At 66.5% G+C, this 14,933-nt stretch carries 16 protein-coding genes and 2 pseudogenes; 11 read left to right on the forward strand and 7 right to left on the reverse strand.

What is annotated here, in order from left to right:
• Positions 1-29: 29 nt before the first annotated feature.
• The 5 genes and pseudogenes from HUV60_RS23640 to HUV60_RS23660 all read left to right on the forward strand — a co-directional run.
• Positions 30-797, forward strand: coding sequence for a polymorphic toxin-type HINT domain-containing protein (locus HUV60_RS23640; protein ID WP_257849226.1), 768 nt, complete (start codon positions 30-32; stop codon positions 795-797).
• A 775-nt stretch (positions 798-1,572) separates the two neighbouring features.
• On the forward strand, positions 1,573-2,181 hold the full coding sequence (locus tag HUV60_RS23645; protein ID WP_269441228.1) for a DUF4277 domain-containing protein: 609 nt from the start codon (positions 1,573-1,575) through the stop codon (positions 2,179-2,181).
• Positions 2,139-2,600 carry a hypothetical protein gene (locus tag HUV60_RS23650; RefSeq protein WP_269441229.1) on the forward strand — a complete coding sequence of 154 codons (462 nt, stop codon included), beginning with the start codon at positions 2,139-2,141 and terminating at the stop codon, positions 2,598-2,600. The genes HUV60_RS23645 and HUV60_RS23650 overlap by 43 nt, the downstream gene beginning before the upstream one ends.
• A gap of 31 nt (positions 2,601-2,631) precedes the next feature.
• The gene (gene istA, locus HUV60_RS23655) at positions 2,632-3,654 is read left to right on the forward strand and encodes an IS21 family transposase (RefSeq protein WP_443047398.1); all 1,023 of its coding nucleotides are present in this window, start codon (positions 2,632-2,634) and stop codon (positions 3,652-3,654) included.
• Positions 3,590-4,663, forward strand: a pseudogene (locus HUV60_RS23660) (RHS repeat-associated core domain-containing protein); the annotation flags it as partial. The gene istA and the pseudogene HUV60_RS23660, both read left to right, overlap by 65 nt.
• Before the next feature lie 13 nt (positions 4,664-4,676).
• On the opposite strand, the pseudogene HUV60_RS23665 reads toward HUV60_RS23660, so the two are convergent.
• Positions 4,677-5,964: pseudogene (locus HUV60_RS23665) on the reverse strand (ISAs1 family transposase).
• A gap of 431 nt (positions 5,965-6,395) precedes the next feature.
• Positions 6,396-7,223, reverse strand: coding sequence for an HARBI1 family protein (locus HUV60_RS23670; RefSeq protein ID WP_257849228.1), 828 nt, complete (start codon positions 7,221-7,223; stop codon positions 6,396-6,398).
• 556 nt (positions 7,224-7,779) lie between these two features.
• Between HUV60_RS23670 and HUV60_RS23675 the strand changes: the two genes are divergently transcribed.
• Both HUV60_RS23675 and HUV60_RS34035 read left to right on the forward strand, forming a co-directional pair.
• Positions 7,780-7,905 (forward strand): hypothetical protein, encoded by a 126-nt coding sequence (locus HUV60_RS23675; protein ID WP_257849229.1) that lies wholly within the window; start codon positions 7,780-7,782, stop codon positions 7,903-7,905.
• 191 nt (positions 7,906-8,096) lie between these two features.
• A complete protein-coding gene (locus tag HUV60_RS34035; protein ID WP_443047544.1) occupies positions 8,097-8,405 on the forward strand; it encodes a hypothetical protein in 309 nt (102 codons plus the stop codon).
• 41 nt (positions 8,406-8,446) lie between these two features.
• On the opposite strand, the gene HUV60_RS23680 is transcribed toward HUV60_RS34035, so the two are convergent.
• From HUV60_RS23680 to HUV60_RS23700, 5 genes are all read right to left on the reverse strand, one after another.
• Positions 8,447-9,247, reverse strand: coding sequence for an HARBI1 family protein (locus HUV60_RS23680; protein ID WP_443047502.1), 801 nt, complete (start codon positions 9,245-9,247; stop codon positions 8,447-8,449).
• A 178-nt stretch (positions 9,248-9,425) separates the two neighbouring features.
• Entirely contained in the window at positions 9,426-9,788 is a 363-nt protein-coding gene (locus HUV60_RS23685; protein ID WP_257849230.1) for a hypothetical protein, read from the reverse strand.
• Between the two features lie 369 nt (positions 9,789-10,157).
• Positions 10,158-10,550, reverse strand: a complete 393-nt coding sequence (locus HUV60_RS23690) for a type II toxin-antitoxin system death-on-curing family toxin (RefSeq protein ID WP_257849231.1) — start codon at positions 10,548-10,550, stop codon at positions 10,158-10,160.
• Positions 10,547-10,741: a ribbon-helix-helix protein, CopG family gene (locus HUV60_RS23695; protein ID WP_107021548.1), complete on the reverse strand. Its 195-nt coding sequence runs from the start codon at positions 10,739-10,741 to the stop codon at positions 10,547-10,549. Before HUV60_RS23695 ends, HUV60_RS23690 begins: the two co-directional genes overlap by 4 nt.
• Before the next feature lie 109 nt (positions 10,742-10,850).
• Positions 10,851-11,186 (reverse strand): hypothetical protein, encoded by a 336-nt coding sequence (locus HUV60_RS23700; protein WP_257849232.1) that lies wholly within the window; start codon positions 11,184-11,186, stop codon positions 10,851-10,853.
• Between the two features lie 170 nt (positions 11,187-11,356).
• Here HUV60_RS23700 and HUV60_RS23705 point away from each other — a divergent pair, with 170 nt between their 5' ends.
• The 4 genes from HUV60_RS23705 to HUV60_RS23720 all read left to right on the forward strand — a co-directional run bounded on the left by HUV60_RS23705 (position 11,357) and on the right by HUV60_RS23720 (position 14,810).
• The gene (locus HUV60_RS23705) at positions 11,357-12,691 is read left to right on the forward strand and encodes an ISL3 family transposase (protein WP_269441230.1); all 1,335 of its coding nucleotides are present in this window, start codon (positions 11,357-11,359) and stop codon (positions 12,689-12,691) included.
• Between the two features lie 339 nt (positions 12,692-13,030).
• On the forward strand, positions 13,031-13,267 hold the full coding sequence (locus tag HUV60_RS23710) for an integrase core domain-containing protein (RefSeq protein ID WP_443047545.1): 237 nt from the start codon (positions 13,031-13,033) through the stop codon (positions 13,265-13,267).
• 208 nt (positions 13,268-13,475) lie between these two features.
• Positions 13,476-13,823: a hypothetical protein gene (locus HUV60_RS23715; protein WP_257849234.1), complete on the forward strand. Its 348-nt coding sequence runs from the start codon at positions 13,476-13,478 to the stop codon at positions 13,821-13,823.
• A 186-nt stretch (positions 13,824-14,009) separates the two neighbouring features.
• Complete coding sequence (locus tag HUV60_RS23720) at positions 14,010-14,810, forward strand: HARBI1 family protein (protein ID WP_443047546.1); 801 nt, start codon at positions 14,010-14,012, stop codon at positions 14,808-14,810.
• Positions 14,811-14,933: the final 123 nt, after the last annotated feature.

Raw genomic sequence — 14,933 nt, forward strand, 5'->3', positions numbered from 1 at the left:
GACGCTCATCTTTCTGCACCCTCGTGGTGATGGCGGACGGAACCCGTAAGCCGATCGAGAACGTCAAGCTCGGCGACAAGGTCCTGGCCACCGACCCCAAGACAGGTGAGACGACCACGCAGCCGGTGGTCTCCACCGTCCTCGGCGACGGGGCGAAGAACCTGGTCAGGGTCACGATCCGGACCAGGGACGCCGCCCCCGGGGATACGGCGGCTGCAACTTCAGCAGACGGTCAGGGCGGGGGCGAGATTCCCGTTGACACCGGTACTGGCACGGTCGTCGCCACCGGCGGGCACCCTTTCTGGGTGCCGGCCCTCGGTGAGTGGGTCGACGCCAGTGAGTTGGACCCCGGCCAGTGGCTCCAGAGTTCAGCGGGCGACCGGTTGCAGATCACCGCAGTCCAGGCCTGGACACAGAACGCCGCTGTCCACAACCTGACCGTTTCGGATACCCATACGTACTATGTGCTGGCGGGGGCTACGCCAGTATTGGTGCACAATATTGGCGGCGGGCCTGTCACCGATGATTTCAACCGGGCACGGAATCAGGCTCTGACTTGGCTGAGTTCTCGCGGATTCAAAGCTGAAAAAGTGACACTGGGCAAGTTCGGGACGATCAAAGGTAAGCCCATCGGCAGGCAGACGGCTAACGGCAAGGTGGGATTCCGGATCGAATTCGATGATCGGCATGGGGCTCACATCAACGTGTGGGCCGGCAAGGAGAAGGGGCCGCACTTCCAGTTCAATGCTACTGAGTCGGCAGTGACGAAGCTTCAGGGTCTGCACGGATGCGGTTGATGGAGGAATATTTTGTCCGGTGATTACTGGGAGGAAGAGGTATTTTCCATGCCGCCTCTAGCCGCCCTGACGAAAACAAGTGCGTCAGATGTATTCGATTGGATGGAGCTCCATTTCCCTTTCGCGGGAGGGAAGATCGATTGGCGTCGCACGAGCGGGATGCATAGGCATTGGATAATCGACGATGAGCAGTTGCTCGCAGCGAGTGCATCCAGGGAAATCTGTGCACGAATTGGGCCAGGCTGTGCAGTCGAGCATGTAGGGGACGGGCTTTCGCCCTACGGCGTGCGTTTTACTGGGAGTGAGGCCGCTTCGGTCACGGCTGCACTTCTTGAGGTGCCGGAGCATCACTACTTCCTCGCAGAGGATCGAGCGTGGATTGTGGTGGTCTCCCTCGAAGGCGACTTGGATGTTTTGGATCGAGTCGGCACTTAAGCGATCAGTTAGTCCACCTCGGTCTTTCGTGACGGGCCGCCGGATTCTCCAGTGGTCCGTTTCGACTTGTCGGGTCGGTGACGGGTAGGCCGATGGCCCGGCCGTCACGTCGGGTGTGCACCGAGCCCCACGGTTCCGGTGGGCGGTTCGTGTTCCTCCGAGCGCTAGCTAGGCCCATCCTCCGCGCGTAGCGGTATCGGTTGAATCCGCTGGTGGGCCGTAACGGTGGGCGGGGTGTCGGTGTTGTCTGAGCATGTTGATGACTCCGCCTCCTGCCCGCCGTGTCGCTGTCCGGCGTGAGCGTGGCCCGCTGCGCATGCGTGCGGTGGTGACGCAGGTGGTGACCAAGCGTCTGGGCGCTCTGCCCGTGGTCGCGGAGTTTCTGCATCGACTGCGGGTGGCCGATACCGTCGATGGGCTGTGTCCGGTGCGGGATCTGGCGCTGGCCACGCACGGCGAGGTGATCGAGGCCCTGGTCGCCAACCGGCTCACCAGCCCCCGGCCTTTGGTCCGTGTGGAGGACTGGGCCCGGACCTGGGCGGTCAAGGAGGTCATGGAGCTCGATCCCGGGCTGCTCAACGACGACCGGCTCGGCCGCGCCCTGGACGCGATCGCCCCGCACCTGGACGAGATCACCGGATCGATCGCCGCCCGGGCGATCTGCGAGTTCGGGATCGACACCGCCACCTTGCACTGGGACATGACCTCGATGTCGCTGACCGGGGCCTTCGACCCCGAAGACCAGGACCCGGACTATCCCACGGTCGCCTACGGGCACCCGAAGGACCGGCGGGTGGACCTCAAGCAGATCCAGGCCGGCCTGGGGATCAGCGCGGACGGGGCCATCCCCTGCTGGCCACCGCGGTCTCCGGCCAGAGCGGCGAGATCACCCAGGTGGTCTCGGCGATGGCGCGGTTCCAGAAGACCGCCGCCGTCAAGCGCTTCCTGATGATCGGGGACAGCAAACTGGTCTCCTACGACAACCTCACCGCGCTGTCCGGCGCGCAGGTCGAGTTCATCGCACCGCTCGCGGCCTCGGCCACCGACACGGCGGTGTTCGCCGCCCTCGACCCCGCCACCGCGGAGCGAGTCGACTACGTCCCGGTGCGGGTGGCCGACCGCCCCACCATGGACCGCCCCGACTACCGGGTCCTGGAAGACACCCACACCCTGACCGGCAAACGCAGAAGCGACCCGCCGATCACCGTGCGCCGCATCCTGGTCCACAGCGCCGGCAACGCCCTCGCGCAGGCCAAGGCCCGTGTCGGCGTACGGGCTCTGATGCAGGGGTCCGTACGGGCTGATGTACAGAGATCATCCGGCGTGTCCGTACGGTGCTCGGGGGTGATGGGAGGAGCCTGGCGCTGATCGTGTGCGGCGTTGAGGAGGGCTTGGGCGGGTGTTGCTGGAACCGGAGCGGTGGCTGGAGCTGCGGCGTTTCCGAGCTCTGCACGAGGCGGGCGCGACCATCTCCGAGATCGCCCGGGAGACCGGCCTGAACTGGCGGACGGTCAAGAAGTACCTGGAGAGCGACGGCCCTCCCGCCCCGCCGGCGCCGGCTCCGCGTTCCGATCTGGGCAATCAGGTGATCAAGCCGTGGGCGCATGTCATCGATGCCTGGCTGCGGGCCGAGATCCTGTTGAAGGCCGCGGTCATCCATGAGCGCCTGGTTGAGCAGTACGGCTTCCCGCACCACTACCAGCGGGTGAAGATGTATGTGCAGCAGGCCCGTCCCAGGGTTGCGGAGGAGCTCGGTTTCACCCCGCGCGAGCTGGCGAAGCTGCATCGTCGCTTCGAGGTGGTTCCCGGGGCCCAGGCCCAGGTCGACTGGGGCGACGAGGGCAGGATCCTTACGCACATGGGCATCGAGAAGGTCTATTCCTTCCACATGGTGCTGTCCTACTCCCGGGATCCGTTCTGCTGTTTCACCACCAGTCAGAACCCGGCCTCGTTCTTCGAGTGCCACCGCCGGGCGTTCGCGCACTTCGGCGGGGTGCCCGGGGTGATCGTCTACGACCGGACCAAGACCGTCGTACGCCGTCACGTCGCACCCGGCGAGGCCGTGCCCCTGCACCCGGAGGCCGTCGCGTTCGCCGGGCACTACGACTTCGACATCGACGTCCTGGCCGCCTACCGCCCGACCGGGAAGGGGCGGGTGGAGCGGCAGGTGCGGATCGTTCGTGATCATGTGCTGGCCGGGCGGTCCTTCTCCTCGATCGAGGACATGGACGGGGCGTTCATGGCCTGGGTGCCCAGGCGCCGGGCGGTGACGCACCGCACCCACGGCGAGGTGATCGGGGTGCGGGCCGAGCGGGACCGTGCCGCGCTGCGAGCCCTGCCCGCCAAGCCCTATATCGTCGCCGACCGCTTCCTTCGGCACGTCGCCAAGGACTGCCTGGTCGCCTTCGACGCCAACCTCTGAGAAGCTGCCCGGCGGCTACACCCTCAAGCAGACCGAGGACACCACCGGCGCGGCCATCGACCGGACCTACACCCGCGACAGCGACGGCACGATCGTCTACTCCGACACCGTGACCGAGTCCATCCACGGCCAGGTCGCCTCCCACGCGGGCTGGTCCGACCAGAACTACCGCTACGACAACTCCGGCCGGCTGACCGCGGTCGAGGACACGTGGAACACCGAGTGCACGCGCCGCGGCTACACCTTCGACGCACGCAGCAACCGCAAGTCCCTCACCTCAGCCAAGGGCGCCCCCGGCGCTGACTGCCCCACGACAGGAGGCACGACCACCAGCCACACCTACGACAGCGCTGACCGCATCGTCGACACCGGTTACACCTACGACGCGTTCGGCCGCACCACCACGGTCCCGGGCAACGGCACGATCGGCTACTATGCCAACGACCTCGCCTACCAGCAGACCGCAGGCGGCAAGCGCCAGACCTGGCAGCTCGACGCCGACCTGCGCTTCCGCTCCTGGAAGGTCGAGACCGGCAGCGGCACCACCTGGACGCAGGAACAGTCTAAGATCAACCACTACGACAGCGACGGCGACAACCCCCGCTGGATCACCGAGGACATCACCAGCGGAGCTCTGACGCGAAACGTCGACTCCGCCTCCGGAGACCTCGTCGCCACCACCAGCAAGACCGGCAACACCATTCTCCAGCTCACCACCATCCACGGAGACGTCGCCCTCCCGCTCCCGCTGGACACGTCCCAGGCCCCCGTCGCCCTGGACGGCGACGAGTACGGCAACCCCCGTGCGGGCCAGGCGGCCACCCGCTACAACTGGCTGGGCGGCAAGCAGCGTTCCGCCGAGACCCTCACCGGTCTGACCCTCATGGGTGTGCGCCTCTACAACCCCGCCACCGGACGGTTCCTGTCCATGGACCCGGTCTACGGCGGCAACCTGAACGCCTACGAGTACGCGCATGCCGACCCCCCAGGGCCCCGGCGTTTGCCCGGGTCGTCCGGTTTGATCATGTGATGCCGTAGAGGCTGAGGACGAGGGTGCGTTCGGTGTGGGCTCGGCGTCCGGCGGCGGTGTTGACGTACCCGGCAAGCTTGAGCGCACCGCGGATCAGGTCGCGGACGGCGGCGAGGACCGAGGGCGTGTTGTGGGTCCTGACCTGGGACTTGTCCTCGTTGAAGGTCACATCGCGGCACCAGTGGACGGTGTTCTCCACGGTCCAGTGCCCGCGAGCCCAGGACGCGATCTCGGCGGCACTCGCCTCCTCGGCGGGCAGGTCGGTGATGGCGTAGACGGTCTCGCTGGACCACTTCTTCGCCCCTGTAGAGACGGCGTCTGCGCTGGATGCGCAGGACCTGGGCCGCGTGGGGGAAGAGCAGGCCGTTGACGGTGACGGCCTGGACGAGACGCTGTTCGTGGCGGCCGTGGCCGCGGGCGTCGTCGCGGTGGATGACGGGGATCTCCTTCCAGGGCAGGGAGTGGAGTTGACGGGCTTGGCCGCGCTGGTTGTTCTTGATGGTCAGCAGGTAGTGCGCGCCGCGTTCGTGCAGGTAGGTGGCGTGGTCGCGTGGGGCGTGGAGGGCATCGGCGGTCACGACCGCCCCCTGGGGGTCCGCGTCGTCGATCTGGTCGAGGAGGGGTTGGAACTCGGGGATTTCGTTGGTCTTCGCGCCGATCTCGTGGGAGGCGAGGGTGATGCCGTCGCCGTGCCGGACGGCGGAGGGCACGAAGACCCGGCTGCCGTCCGGGCGCCTCGCGCCGCGCAGGCACTTGCCGTCCACTGCGATCGCCCGGCGCCGGGAGCGCACCGGTTCGGCGCGGGCGGCCGCCCGGTGGGCGCGGCGCTGTTCGCGTTCGATGCCGCGGTCGGGCATGAGCGGCTCGGGAGAGTGGGACAGCAGGGGCCGCAGGTGGTCGTAGCCGGCCGCGCTGACCTCACCGGGATCGAGCCGCCCCAGAACGGTGCGCAAGGTTTTCTCGCTCGGGATCCGGTAGCGGCCGCGCAACGGATGGTAGGGCAGACCGAAAGCGGCCAGTTCCTCCGGCGTCGCACGTCGGCACCACTCCGCCGCCGCGGTGATGGAGTCATGGCCCGCCGGGGTCATCGCACAGACCACCAGGGCCAGCAGCGAGGAGACCCGGTAGCGCACCCCGCACGCCCCGCGAGGATCGGTGACCGACTCGAACTCGGCAACCGGGCCGCGGACTTGGCCTCGCGCAGCATCCGAGCCGAGGGCCTCCAGGCGGGGCGCCGGAGAGACGGGAACGACGGCAGGGGATGATGGAGGAACGAACACGGCACCTTCGTGGATCTTGCAGCGTAGAGAACTCCATGATCCACAGGTGCCGTGTTCATCTGCTTCCGGGGCCCGCCAGCATGATCAACCGGCCCAGGCCGGGGCGATCCGGGCAAACGCCGGGGCCCTGGCCGACCCCCTCAACCGCTTCGACCTCCACGGCAAGCGCAGCTGGTTCAAGAAGCAATGGAGCCGCTTCAACAACAAGAGGCACCGCGTCGGACGCAACCCCAACTGGCGTTCGATTTACTGGTCTGGCAAGTTCGCCGTCAGCACGGCAGCGCTGTTCTCACCGTTCGGCCGTGTGAAGACCGTCAGAAACGTGTGGAGGTCAGCGAAGAGTCCCCGTAAGACAGTCAAGCGATGAGGCAAGTCCGCAGGCAGGTTCATTGAGCCCTTCCCAGTAATGGATCATGACGTTGCGTGATCGTTCAGATGGTGCGGTCGTATTCGAGTTGGAGCAGGACGAGGGCTGCGGCGGCGATCTTCGTGATACGGCTGGGGTCGAGGCTGACCCTGCGCAGGGCCTTGAAGGTCGTCTTGAGCAGGGAGTTGGCGCGCTCGCAGACGCCGTGGATGCCGCGGATGACCTTGTTGTACGTCTGTTGCTCCTCGGTCAGCTCGCCTCCGGCGGGCTTCTTGAGGGGATGGCGGAAGCCGTCGCCGGCGTTCTCGTAGCCGAGGTCGACCAGGGTCGGCATGTCCAGTTCGGCCGCGATGCGGTTGAGTGCCTCGACCAGCCCGTGGTGGCGGGCGCAGGTGGTGTCGTGTTCCCGGCCCGGCCGTACGGGCGAGACCCAGATCGGCCGGCCGTCCGGGGTGGCGATGACCTGCACGTTCCCGCCATGGTGCTTGTGTTTTCCGGACCACCAGAGGTCTGCGCCGTTGGGGCCCGGGGCGGCGACGCGGTCCGTGCGGATGACCGTACCGTCGAGGTTCAGATGCGTCAGCCCGGCTGCCTTCGCACGCTCCAGCGCGGTGGACAGGTCCGGTGCGCCGGCGGCCAGGACGGCCAGTCCTTCGTGGAGGTAGCGGTAGGAGGTGGAGACCGACAGGCCGTTGTCGCGGGCGAGTTGGGCCAGTCGGGTGCCGTCGAGGAACCAGCGCAGCACGAGCACGGCCTGCTTGAAGCAGCCCAGCGCGCGTCGCCCCTTGCGGGTCCTGGCCACGATTCGGTGGTCGCGCAGGAGACCGGCCAGGTGCTCGGCGGTGGACCGCCTCACATCGAGCACGGCGGTGTATGTGACACTGGTCGGCATGTGAGGCCCCTCGGTCGGATCTTTCTGTCGCAAGATGTTCCTACCAGGGGCCTTACGCCTGCCCGGACTTGGGGGATACCGCGGACGGCGCGACGCGCCTCCCGCTCACGGACGGTGGCCGACGGTTACTGGGAACAGCTCATTCACTGCGCCGGTGTCGGATGGGGAGCTCAAACTGCAGTCGGCGATTTCAGGAACTGGAACAAGAACCGCCGCTTCCATAACGCCTGGAACGACTCGCTGACCTACTCGGGTCGGCGCTCGGTCTGCCGCAAGTACACGGGCAGAAACAGCTGTAGGTAGCCCACGCTCTGCTGGCAGGGGACCTGCTTCGTAAGCGCACGCAGGCCCCCTGCCAGCAACTACTCCGGCACATGTGCAATAGAGCAAGGAAGGCATATGAAGTACAAACTGACGTCCCTCCTCATCTTCGTCCCGTTCATGATTACCAGCGGGATAGACCGATTTCAGCAGACGGGATGGCGGCCGGTCTGGGGAGTGCTTGAGATCATCCTGGCGCTGGCCATCTCAGTGGGCGCTGCCAGAGAAATCCGGGATGGCCGGAGAAGGCGGCGGGCAGAAGGACAGTCGCGGCAAGACCAGTGAACACGCCGAGCTGCCCTCGGCGAACGGCTACTTCGCCATTGAGGTCGTTTCGTGCGCCCAGCAGAACAGGAGGTGACACCGTGACGTAGCGGTGTTCTTGCTGTTCGGAAGCTCGTCGTCGCCTGCCGGTGGAAGTCCGGTCCGGGTAGCTGCCAGGAGGCCCGGTAGCAGGCTGGCGGCGTCGGAGGGAAACGTCCGGCGTCGAAGCCCAGCGTCAAAGGCCCTGCAAGGGGGAGCGACGATACGGTCCGTAGCATTACGCGAAGCCTGCGGCGTCGTTACTCAGCCACTCTTCCGGGGGGAACTTCAAGCGGTACGACGCCTGTTGTCACGGCAACCCGTCGCACTCAGGCGGTCCGCACTGTTTTCAACCTGACTGTCGCTGGCAGCCATACCTTCTTCGTGGTCGCTGACGGGCAGCCGGCTCTCGTGCACAACTGCAGCCCACGAAACAGCAGCAAATGGTTCAGCAACAAGAGGAAGGCATACCAGCAGCGCCGAAAGGACCACGCGCGGCTGAGCCGGAGGGGCTACAGCTGCGAGCTCCGTGGCCCGTGCAGCAATGGTGGCCACTGAACCCTTCTCGGTAACGTCTCGTGACGGTTTGTGATCTTCGTTCAGGTGGTGCGGCCGTGTTCCATCTGGAGCAGGACGAGGGCGGCTCGGGCGATCCGGGTGATGCTGCCAGGGTCGAGGCTGACCCGGCGCAGAGCCTTGAACGTGACTTTGAGCAGGGCATTCGCGCGCTCGGCGACGCCGTGGATGCCACGGATCACCTTGTTGAACGTCTGCTGTTCGAGGTCGAGTTCGCCGCCCTGCGGCTTCTTGGCCGGGTGGCGGAAGCCGTCGCCGGCGTTCTCGTAGCCGAGATCGGTCAGAGTCGGGATGTCCAGAGTGGCGGCGAGCCGGTTCAGCGCGCCGATCAGGCCGTGGGTGCGCGCGCAGGTGGTGTCGTGCTCGCGGCCGGGGCGGACCGGGGACACCCAGAGCGGCCAGCCGTCCGGGGCGGAGATGACCTGCACATTCCCGCCATGATGCTTGTGCTTCCCGGACCACCAGAGATCTGCCCCGTTGGGACCGGGGGCGGCGACGCGGTCGGTGCGGATGACAGTGCCGTCCAGGTTGAGGTGGGTGTACCCGGCGGCCGCCGCCCGCTCCAGTGCGGTGGCCAGGTCCGGGGCGTGGTCGGCGAGCACGGTCAGCCCCTCGTGGAGATAGCGGTAGGCGGTCGGCACCGAGATCCGGCTGTCCCGGGCGAGTTGGGCCAGCCGGGTTCCGTCGACGAACCACCGCAGGACGAGGATCCCCTGCTTGAAGACGCCCAGGGCGCGGGTGTTCTTGCGGGTGCCGAGCCGGTCGCGGTGCTCGCGCAGGAGCCGGGCCAGGGTCTCGGCGGTCTCCCTGCCGACATCGAGCACGGCGGTGTAGGTGATACTGGTCAACGTGTGAAGCCTCTGGCCGTACGGAACTTGATTTTCGCAGACCTGTTCCTACCAGGGGCTTCACCCATATCTGACAGCGGGGCACTCGACGCGGTCCGGCTCACCCCGCACGCGGTCACGCACCGCAACCGTCACGTTGCCGAGAAGACCTCAGTCAGGCGGATACGGGTTCGAGGGTGACCTGGCGGCCGAGAGCTTGGAGCTGGCGGACGAGGCCGCGGGTCTTGGGCGCTGGGCTGAGGTGGCGTTGGTGCCACTCGGCGCCGAGTTCCGGGCGGAAGGGGTCCAGGTTGTTGATCAGGTGCCAGGTGATGACGAGTAGCGAGCGGGCGACGGCGACCGGGGCTTTGGCGTGGCCGCGGCGTTTGACGATGCGCCGATAGCGGGCGCCAAGGAAAGTGTCGGTGCGGGCGCCGGAGGCGTCGGCAACTTTTTCGACGCAGTCGATGAGGCGGTTCGCGTCGCCGAGCCGCCCGGACCGGCTAGCTGCGACGGCCAGCTTGATGAAGGTGTGCACCCCGCCCCCTCCGCGCCACGTTCGTCGCCCACGTAACCATGGCGTGGGTGCACTCTCGACATCCGCGACAGGCAGCTGGCGCAGGGTGGACAACCGCATCAGCGGCAAAGTCCAGCACGGTCCCGTCGTCCAGTCAGGCACCGTTACCGGGCTGACCTTCCACGTGGATCACGTTGATCGACGGTACGGCCAGTGCAGGGAGGGCACCGCGCGCTCCTGTGCTCAGTCAACCCGTTCCTGCCCCGGCGCGAACGATAAGGAAGCCACGCCTTCCAGTGCACAGCGTTCCATTCCGGCTTGACCTGAGCAGGGCTCGGACCGCGCGTGAGGGCAGGGCACGCGCGTGCCCTGCCCTCACGTCGTCGAACGTCAGGAAACGGGGAACCAGGCCGCCAAGCGCTTCGCGATGACCGGTACATCGATGTTGTCCTGCGCAACGTCCTCGACGAATGGGCCGGCAATGGAGACAGGCCGTGGGGCGGTGCTGGCACTGACGCCGTTGAACCGCAGGAAGACGCGCATGGCAAGCCAAGCAGTGCGCTTGTTGCCGTCGATCAGCGCGTGATTGCGGGCGACGGAGTGCAGCAGTGCTGCAGCCTTCTCGTGCAGCGTGGGATACAGCTCGGTTCCGAACACGTTCGTCCGGGGTCGTTCGATCGCTGACACCAAAAGGCCCATGTCACGCACGCTGTGCTCCGTACCATTGACCGTACGGGCGATGGCCAGGATTTCGTCGAGCTGGATGTAGCGCACGTCGGTCACTTCAGGTAGTCCAGGATCTCCGCATCACTGTCCATGAGCTCGACCAGAACGTCATCGACCTTCAGCTCGGCCCGGTCCTGGGCGTCACGGATGGCCTCGATGGCGAGTTCCTGCTTGCTGCGGCCCTCTCGGCGAGCCCGCTCGGTGAGCTTCGCGTCAAGGTCGTCGGGGAGTCGGAGTGTCATCGCCATACACCCATGATACCAGTCCGGTATCAACGGTGCTCTTGGTGGGGATCCCATCCGAAGCGGCGTGACGCAGGGCCTTAGTGGTCTGCGTCGTAAGTTCTTCGGGGGTTGATCATGCGGCTGGGGCGGCGGAGGATTCTGCCTGGTGATCGGCGGTGTGCCGGTCGAGCCTGGCCAGTAGATCGTCCAGGTCGGAGGTGGTGAACTTCCACTGGAACGGCTGTGCCGTGGTGTTGTAGCGGTCTTCGAATGCTCGGAGCCTGTCCTCGACCTCGTTGAGGTCGGTGAAATCGTTGGGTGTCACGACCTTGCGCTGCACGACGGAGAAGTAGATCTCCACCTGGTTCAGCCAGGAGGCGTGGACCGGGGTGTGGACGAGGACCGCGTTCGGGTAGGCGACTCTCAGCCGGTCGTTGAGGTGCCCCGGAGTTTCCGGACAGGGACCCAATAGGGTTGTTGGGTCTTCGAATTTAGTCGGGGAGGGCCGCCCGTGACCTGTACCGCCGGTTGCCGAGAGTGACCGTCGTGGGTGCGTGAGGGGTGAACGCAGACCGCCCGCGCTGCTTGTGGATCATGACTGGTGTCTAGACAGCCGATCTTCAAACAGACACGGGCGGCATGGGCCACGATACCGGCGCGACGGCGCTGTTCGATCTGGAGGGGGTCGCGGTGGCCGAGGTCGTCCGCGACGAGGACGGGATACGTACGGTGCGTCTGGTGACCACGGCCCCGGCGGCGCGGGCCTGCCCGGCGTGCGGGACCTTCGCCACCCGGGTCAAGGAACGGGCCGTGACGCGGCCTCGTGACCTCGCCCATGGCGGTGGCGCGGTACGGATCCGCTGGCACAAACGGCGCTGGCAGTGTCGTGAAGATGCCTGTGAGCGGGGCTCGTTCACCGAACAGATTCCCCAGATACCCGCACGGATGCGGCTCACCGAGCGGCTGCGGACCGCGTGCGGGCAGGCCGTGGCCGACGGCGGACGCACCGTGGTGCAGACCGGCCGCGACCTGGGGCCGTCCTGGCCGGTCGTCATGCGCGCCACCCGCACCTACGCCGAGCGCCACCTGCCCGCCGCACTGCCGACGACCGAGGCGATCGGGATCGACGAGACGAGGCGGGGCAAGCCGGTATGGAAGCAGAACCCGGACACGGAGAAGTGGGAGCTGGTCGCGGATGCCTGGCACATCGGCTTCGTCGACGCGATCGGCGGACGCGGCCTGTTCGGCCAGGTCGAGGGCCGCAACGCGGACTCGGTCGCCGACTGGCTCAGCGCCCAGCCCGCCGCCTGGCGCGAACACGTGCGCTACGTCGCCATCGACCTGTGCACCACCTTCCGCGCCGCAATCCACCGCGCCCTGCCCCACGCCACCGTCGTCATCGACTGCTTCCACATCGTGCAACTCGCCCAGCGCCACCTCGCCGACCTGCGCCGACGCCTCACCTGGAAACAGCACGGCCGCCGGGCCCGCAAGGGAGACAGCGTCTACACCGTCCGCAAACTCCTGCGCCGCAACAAGGAAGACCTCACCGGAGAACAACTCGCCCTGCTCAAGGTCGAGTTGGAGTACATGGGCACCTACGGCCGTCAGATCTACGCGGCCTGGCAGGCCAAGGAACTCCTGCGTGACCTCCTCGGCCTGGCCCTCCACCGCACCCACGTCACCCCCGACCGCTCCGCGATCTCCGCAGCCCGCCACCGCTTCAACGCCCACGTCGCCGACCACGCCCACCTGCCCGAACTCGTCACCCTCGCCGAAACCGTCGATCAGTGGTGGAACGGCATCGAGGCATACGTCCTGACCGGGATCACGAACGCCGCCAGCGAGGGCAACAACCGCGTCATCAAGCTCGACGCGCGATGCGCCTTCGGCTATCGCAACCGCGCCAACCAACGCCTACGGTCACTCTGCGCGACCACGAGACGAGCCCGCCGCGAGGGGGTCCCCGACTAACTTCGAAGACCCGTGAAGCCCAGACTGAGCTCGCGCCACCTTCATGCCGGACACCGCCAGACCAGTAAACAGGTTCCCGTCTGGCTTGTCCCAGGACAGCATTGAGGCCCTGGTTTTGATGTCGTCTAAGCTTTACGACACGTCATCGGCGGTTCACTTGCGTTCGCCTTCTCAGCCCACACCTGCCATATTTAGTACGGCTTTTCCATGACGCTCACCACCACGGCTCATTCACCGCAGCAGCTCATGGTGGTTTGACACCTGCACCTGCATGCCGATGCCGAAGGACCTACCTTCATCTCCACAACAGCATGGCAACTGTTCGTTCCCGTCTTCTACATCAGAACCTCACAATCACCTTCTGGACACACCAACGCCATGGCAGAATCGTTCTTCGGGGCCTTGAAGAACGAGCGGGTTTCCCGCGTGACTTACCTGACCCGAGAGGCCGCCCGACAGGACATCACTCGATACATCGAACTCTGGTACAATCACAAGCGCCTCCACTCGACTATTGGTTACCGCCCGCCGCGAGAAGTCCACGCCGAATACACGGAGTTGCACATAGCTGCGTGAAATAGACGGTCAGCTCACTGTCCGGAAAACGCGAGGCCCCTCAAGCCCCACCCTGGGGCGCTTCCTGTCCGCAGACCCGGTCCCCGGTGGCAGCTGCAACGCCTACGACTACGCCTGCGCCGACCCGATCAACAACGAGGACGTGACCGGCTGCGCGACCTGCCGGGTCCCTAAGCACGCCTGGACCGGCCGCAGCTATACGACCGTCTTGCGTACCACCGGCTGGAGCTACGGCAGCTGGCAGAGCTACAACTACCACTGGTTCTGGGACGTCGTCAGCGGCGACTGGGGCCCGCTGCCCATCTCATCCTGGAAGCGCCAGTACAAGTACCGCAAGCAGTACGTCTTCAAGTGTAAGGTCGTGGCCTGGTACGGCTGGGGCAGGCAGAAGATCCTCGCATCCTTCGAAACCCGCTACCAGTACTCCTACCGCGACCGCACCACGTACCGCGTCGCATGGTCGGGCTACAAGTGGACCCGCACCGGCGGCTGGAGCTGGGCCCGAACATCACGGACCTACGTCTCCTACTACCGCATCGTCTACACCAAAGGCTGACCTGGACACTGAGGTCTTCTCGGCAACGTGACGGTTGCGGTGCGTGACCGCGTGCGGGGTGAGCCGGACCGCGTCGAGTGCCCCGCTGTCAGATATGGGTGAAGCCCCTGGTAGGAACAGGTCTGCGAAAATCAAGTTCCGTACGGCCAGAGGCTTCACACGTTGACCAGTATCACCTACACCGCCGTGCTCGATGTCGGCAGGGAGACCGCCGAGACCCTGGCCCGGCTCCTGCGCGAGCACCGCGACCGGCTCGGCACCCGCAAGAACACCCGCGCCCTGAGCGTCTTCAAGCAGGGGATCCTCGTCCTGCGGTGGTTCGTCGACGGAACCCGGCTGGCCCAACTCGCCCGGGACAGCCGGATCTCGGTGCCGACCGCCTACCGCTATCTCCACGAGGGGCTGACCGTGCTCGCCGACCACGCCCCGGACCTGGCCACCGCACTGGAGCGGGCGGCGGCCGCCGGGTACACCCACCTCAACCTGGACGGCACTGTCATCCGCACCGACCGCGTCGCCGCCCCCGGTCCCAACGGGGCAGATCTCTGGTGGTCCGGGAAGCACAAGCATCATGGCAGGAATGTGCAGGTCATCTCCGCCCCGGACGGCTGGCCGCTCTGGGTGTCCCCGGTCCGCCCCGGCCGCGAGCACGACACCACCTGCGCGCGCACCCACGGCCTGATCGGCGCGCTGAACCGGCTCGCCGCCACTCTGGACATCCCGACTCTGACCGATCTCGGCTACGAGAACGCCGGCGACGGCTTCCGCCACCCGGCCAAGAAGCCGCAGGGCGGCGAACTCGACCTCGAACAGCAGACGTTCAACAAGGTGATCCGTGGCATCCACGGCGTCGCCGAGCGCGCGAATGCCCTGCTCAAAGTCACGTTCAAGGCTCTGCGCCGGGTCAGCCTCGACCCTGGCAGCATCACCCGGATCGCCCGAGCCGCCCTCGTCCTGCTCCAGATGGAACACGGCCGCACCACCTGAACGAAGATCACAAACCGTCACGAGACGTTACCGAGAAGGGTTCACTGACCGAACCTGATTAATGTGGCGCTCCGCGGATCCCTCTGCGGAGCGCCACATCCGCTTGCAGCCTTCAACCTCGTG

This window comes from Streptomyces sp. KMM 9044 (assembly GCF_024701375.2).
Taxonomy (GTDB): Bacteria; Actinomycetota; Actinomycetes; order Streptomycetales; family Streptomycetaceae; genus Streptomyces.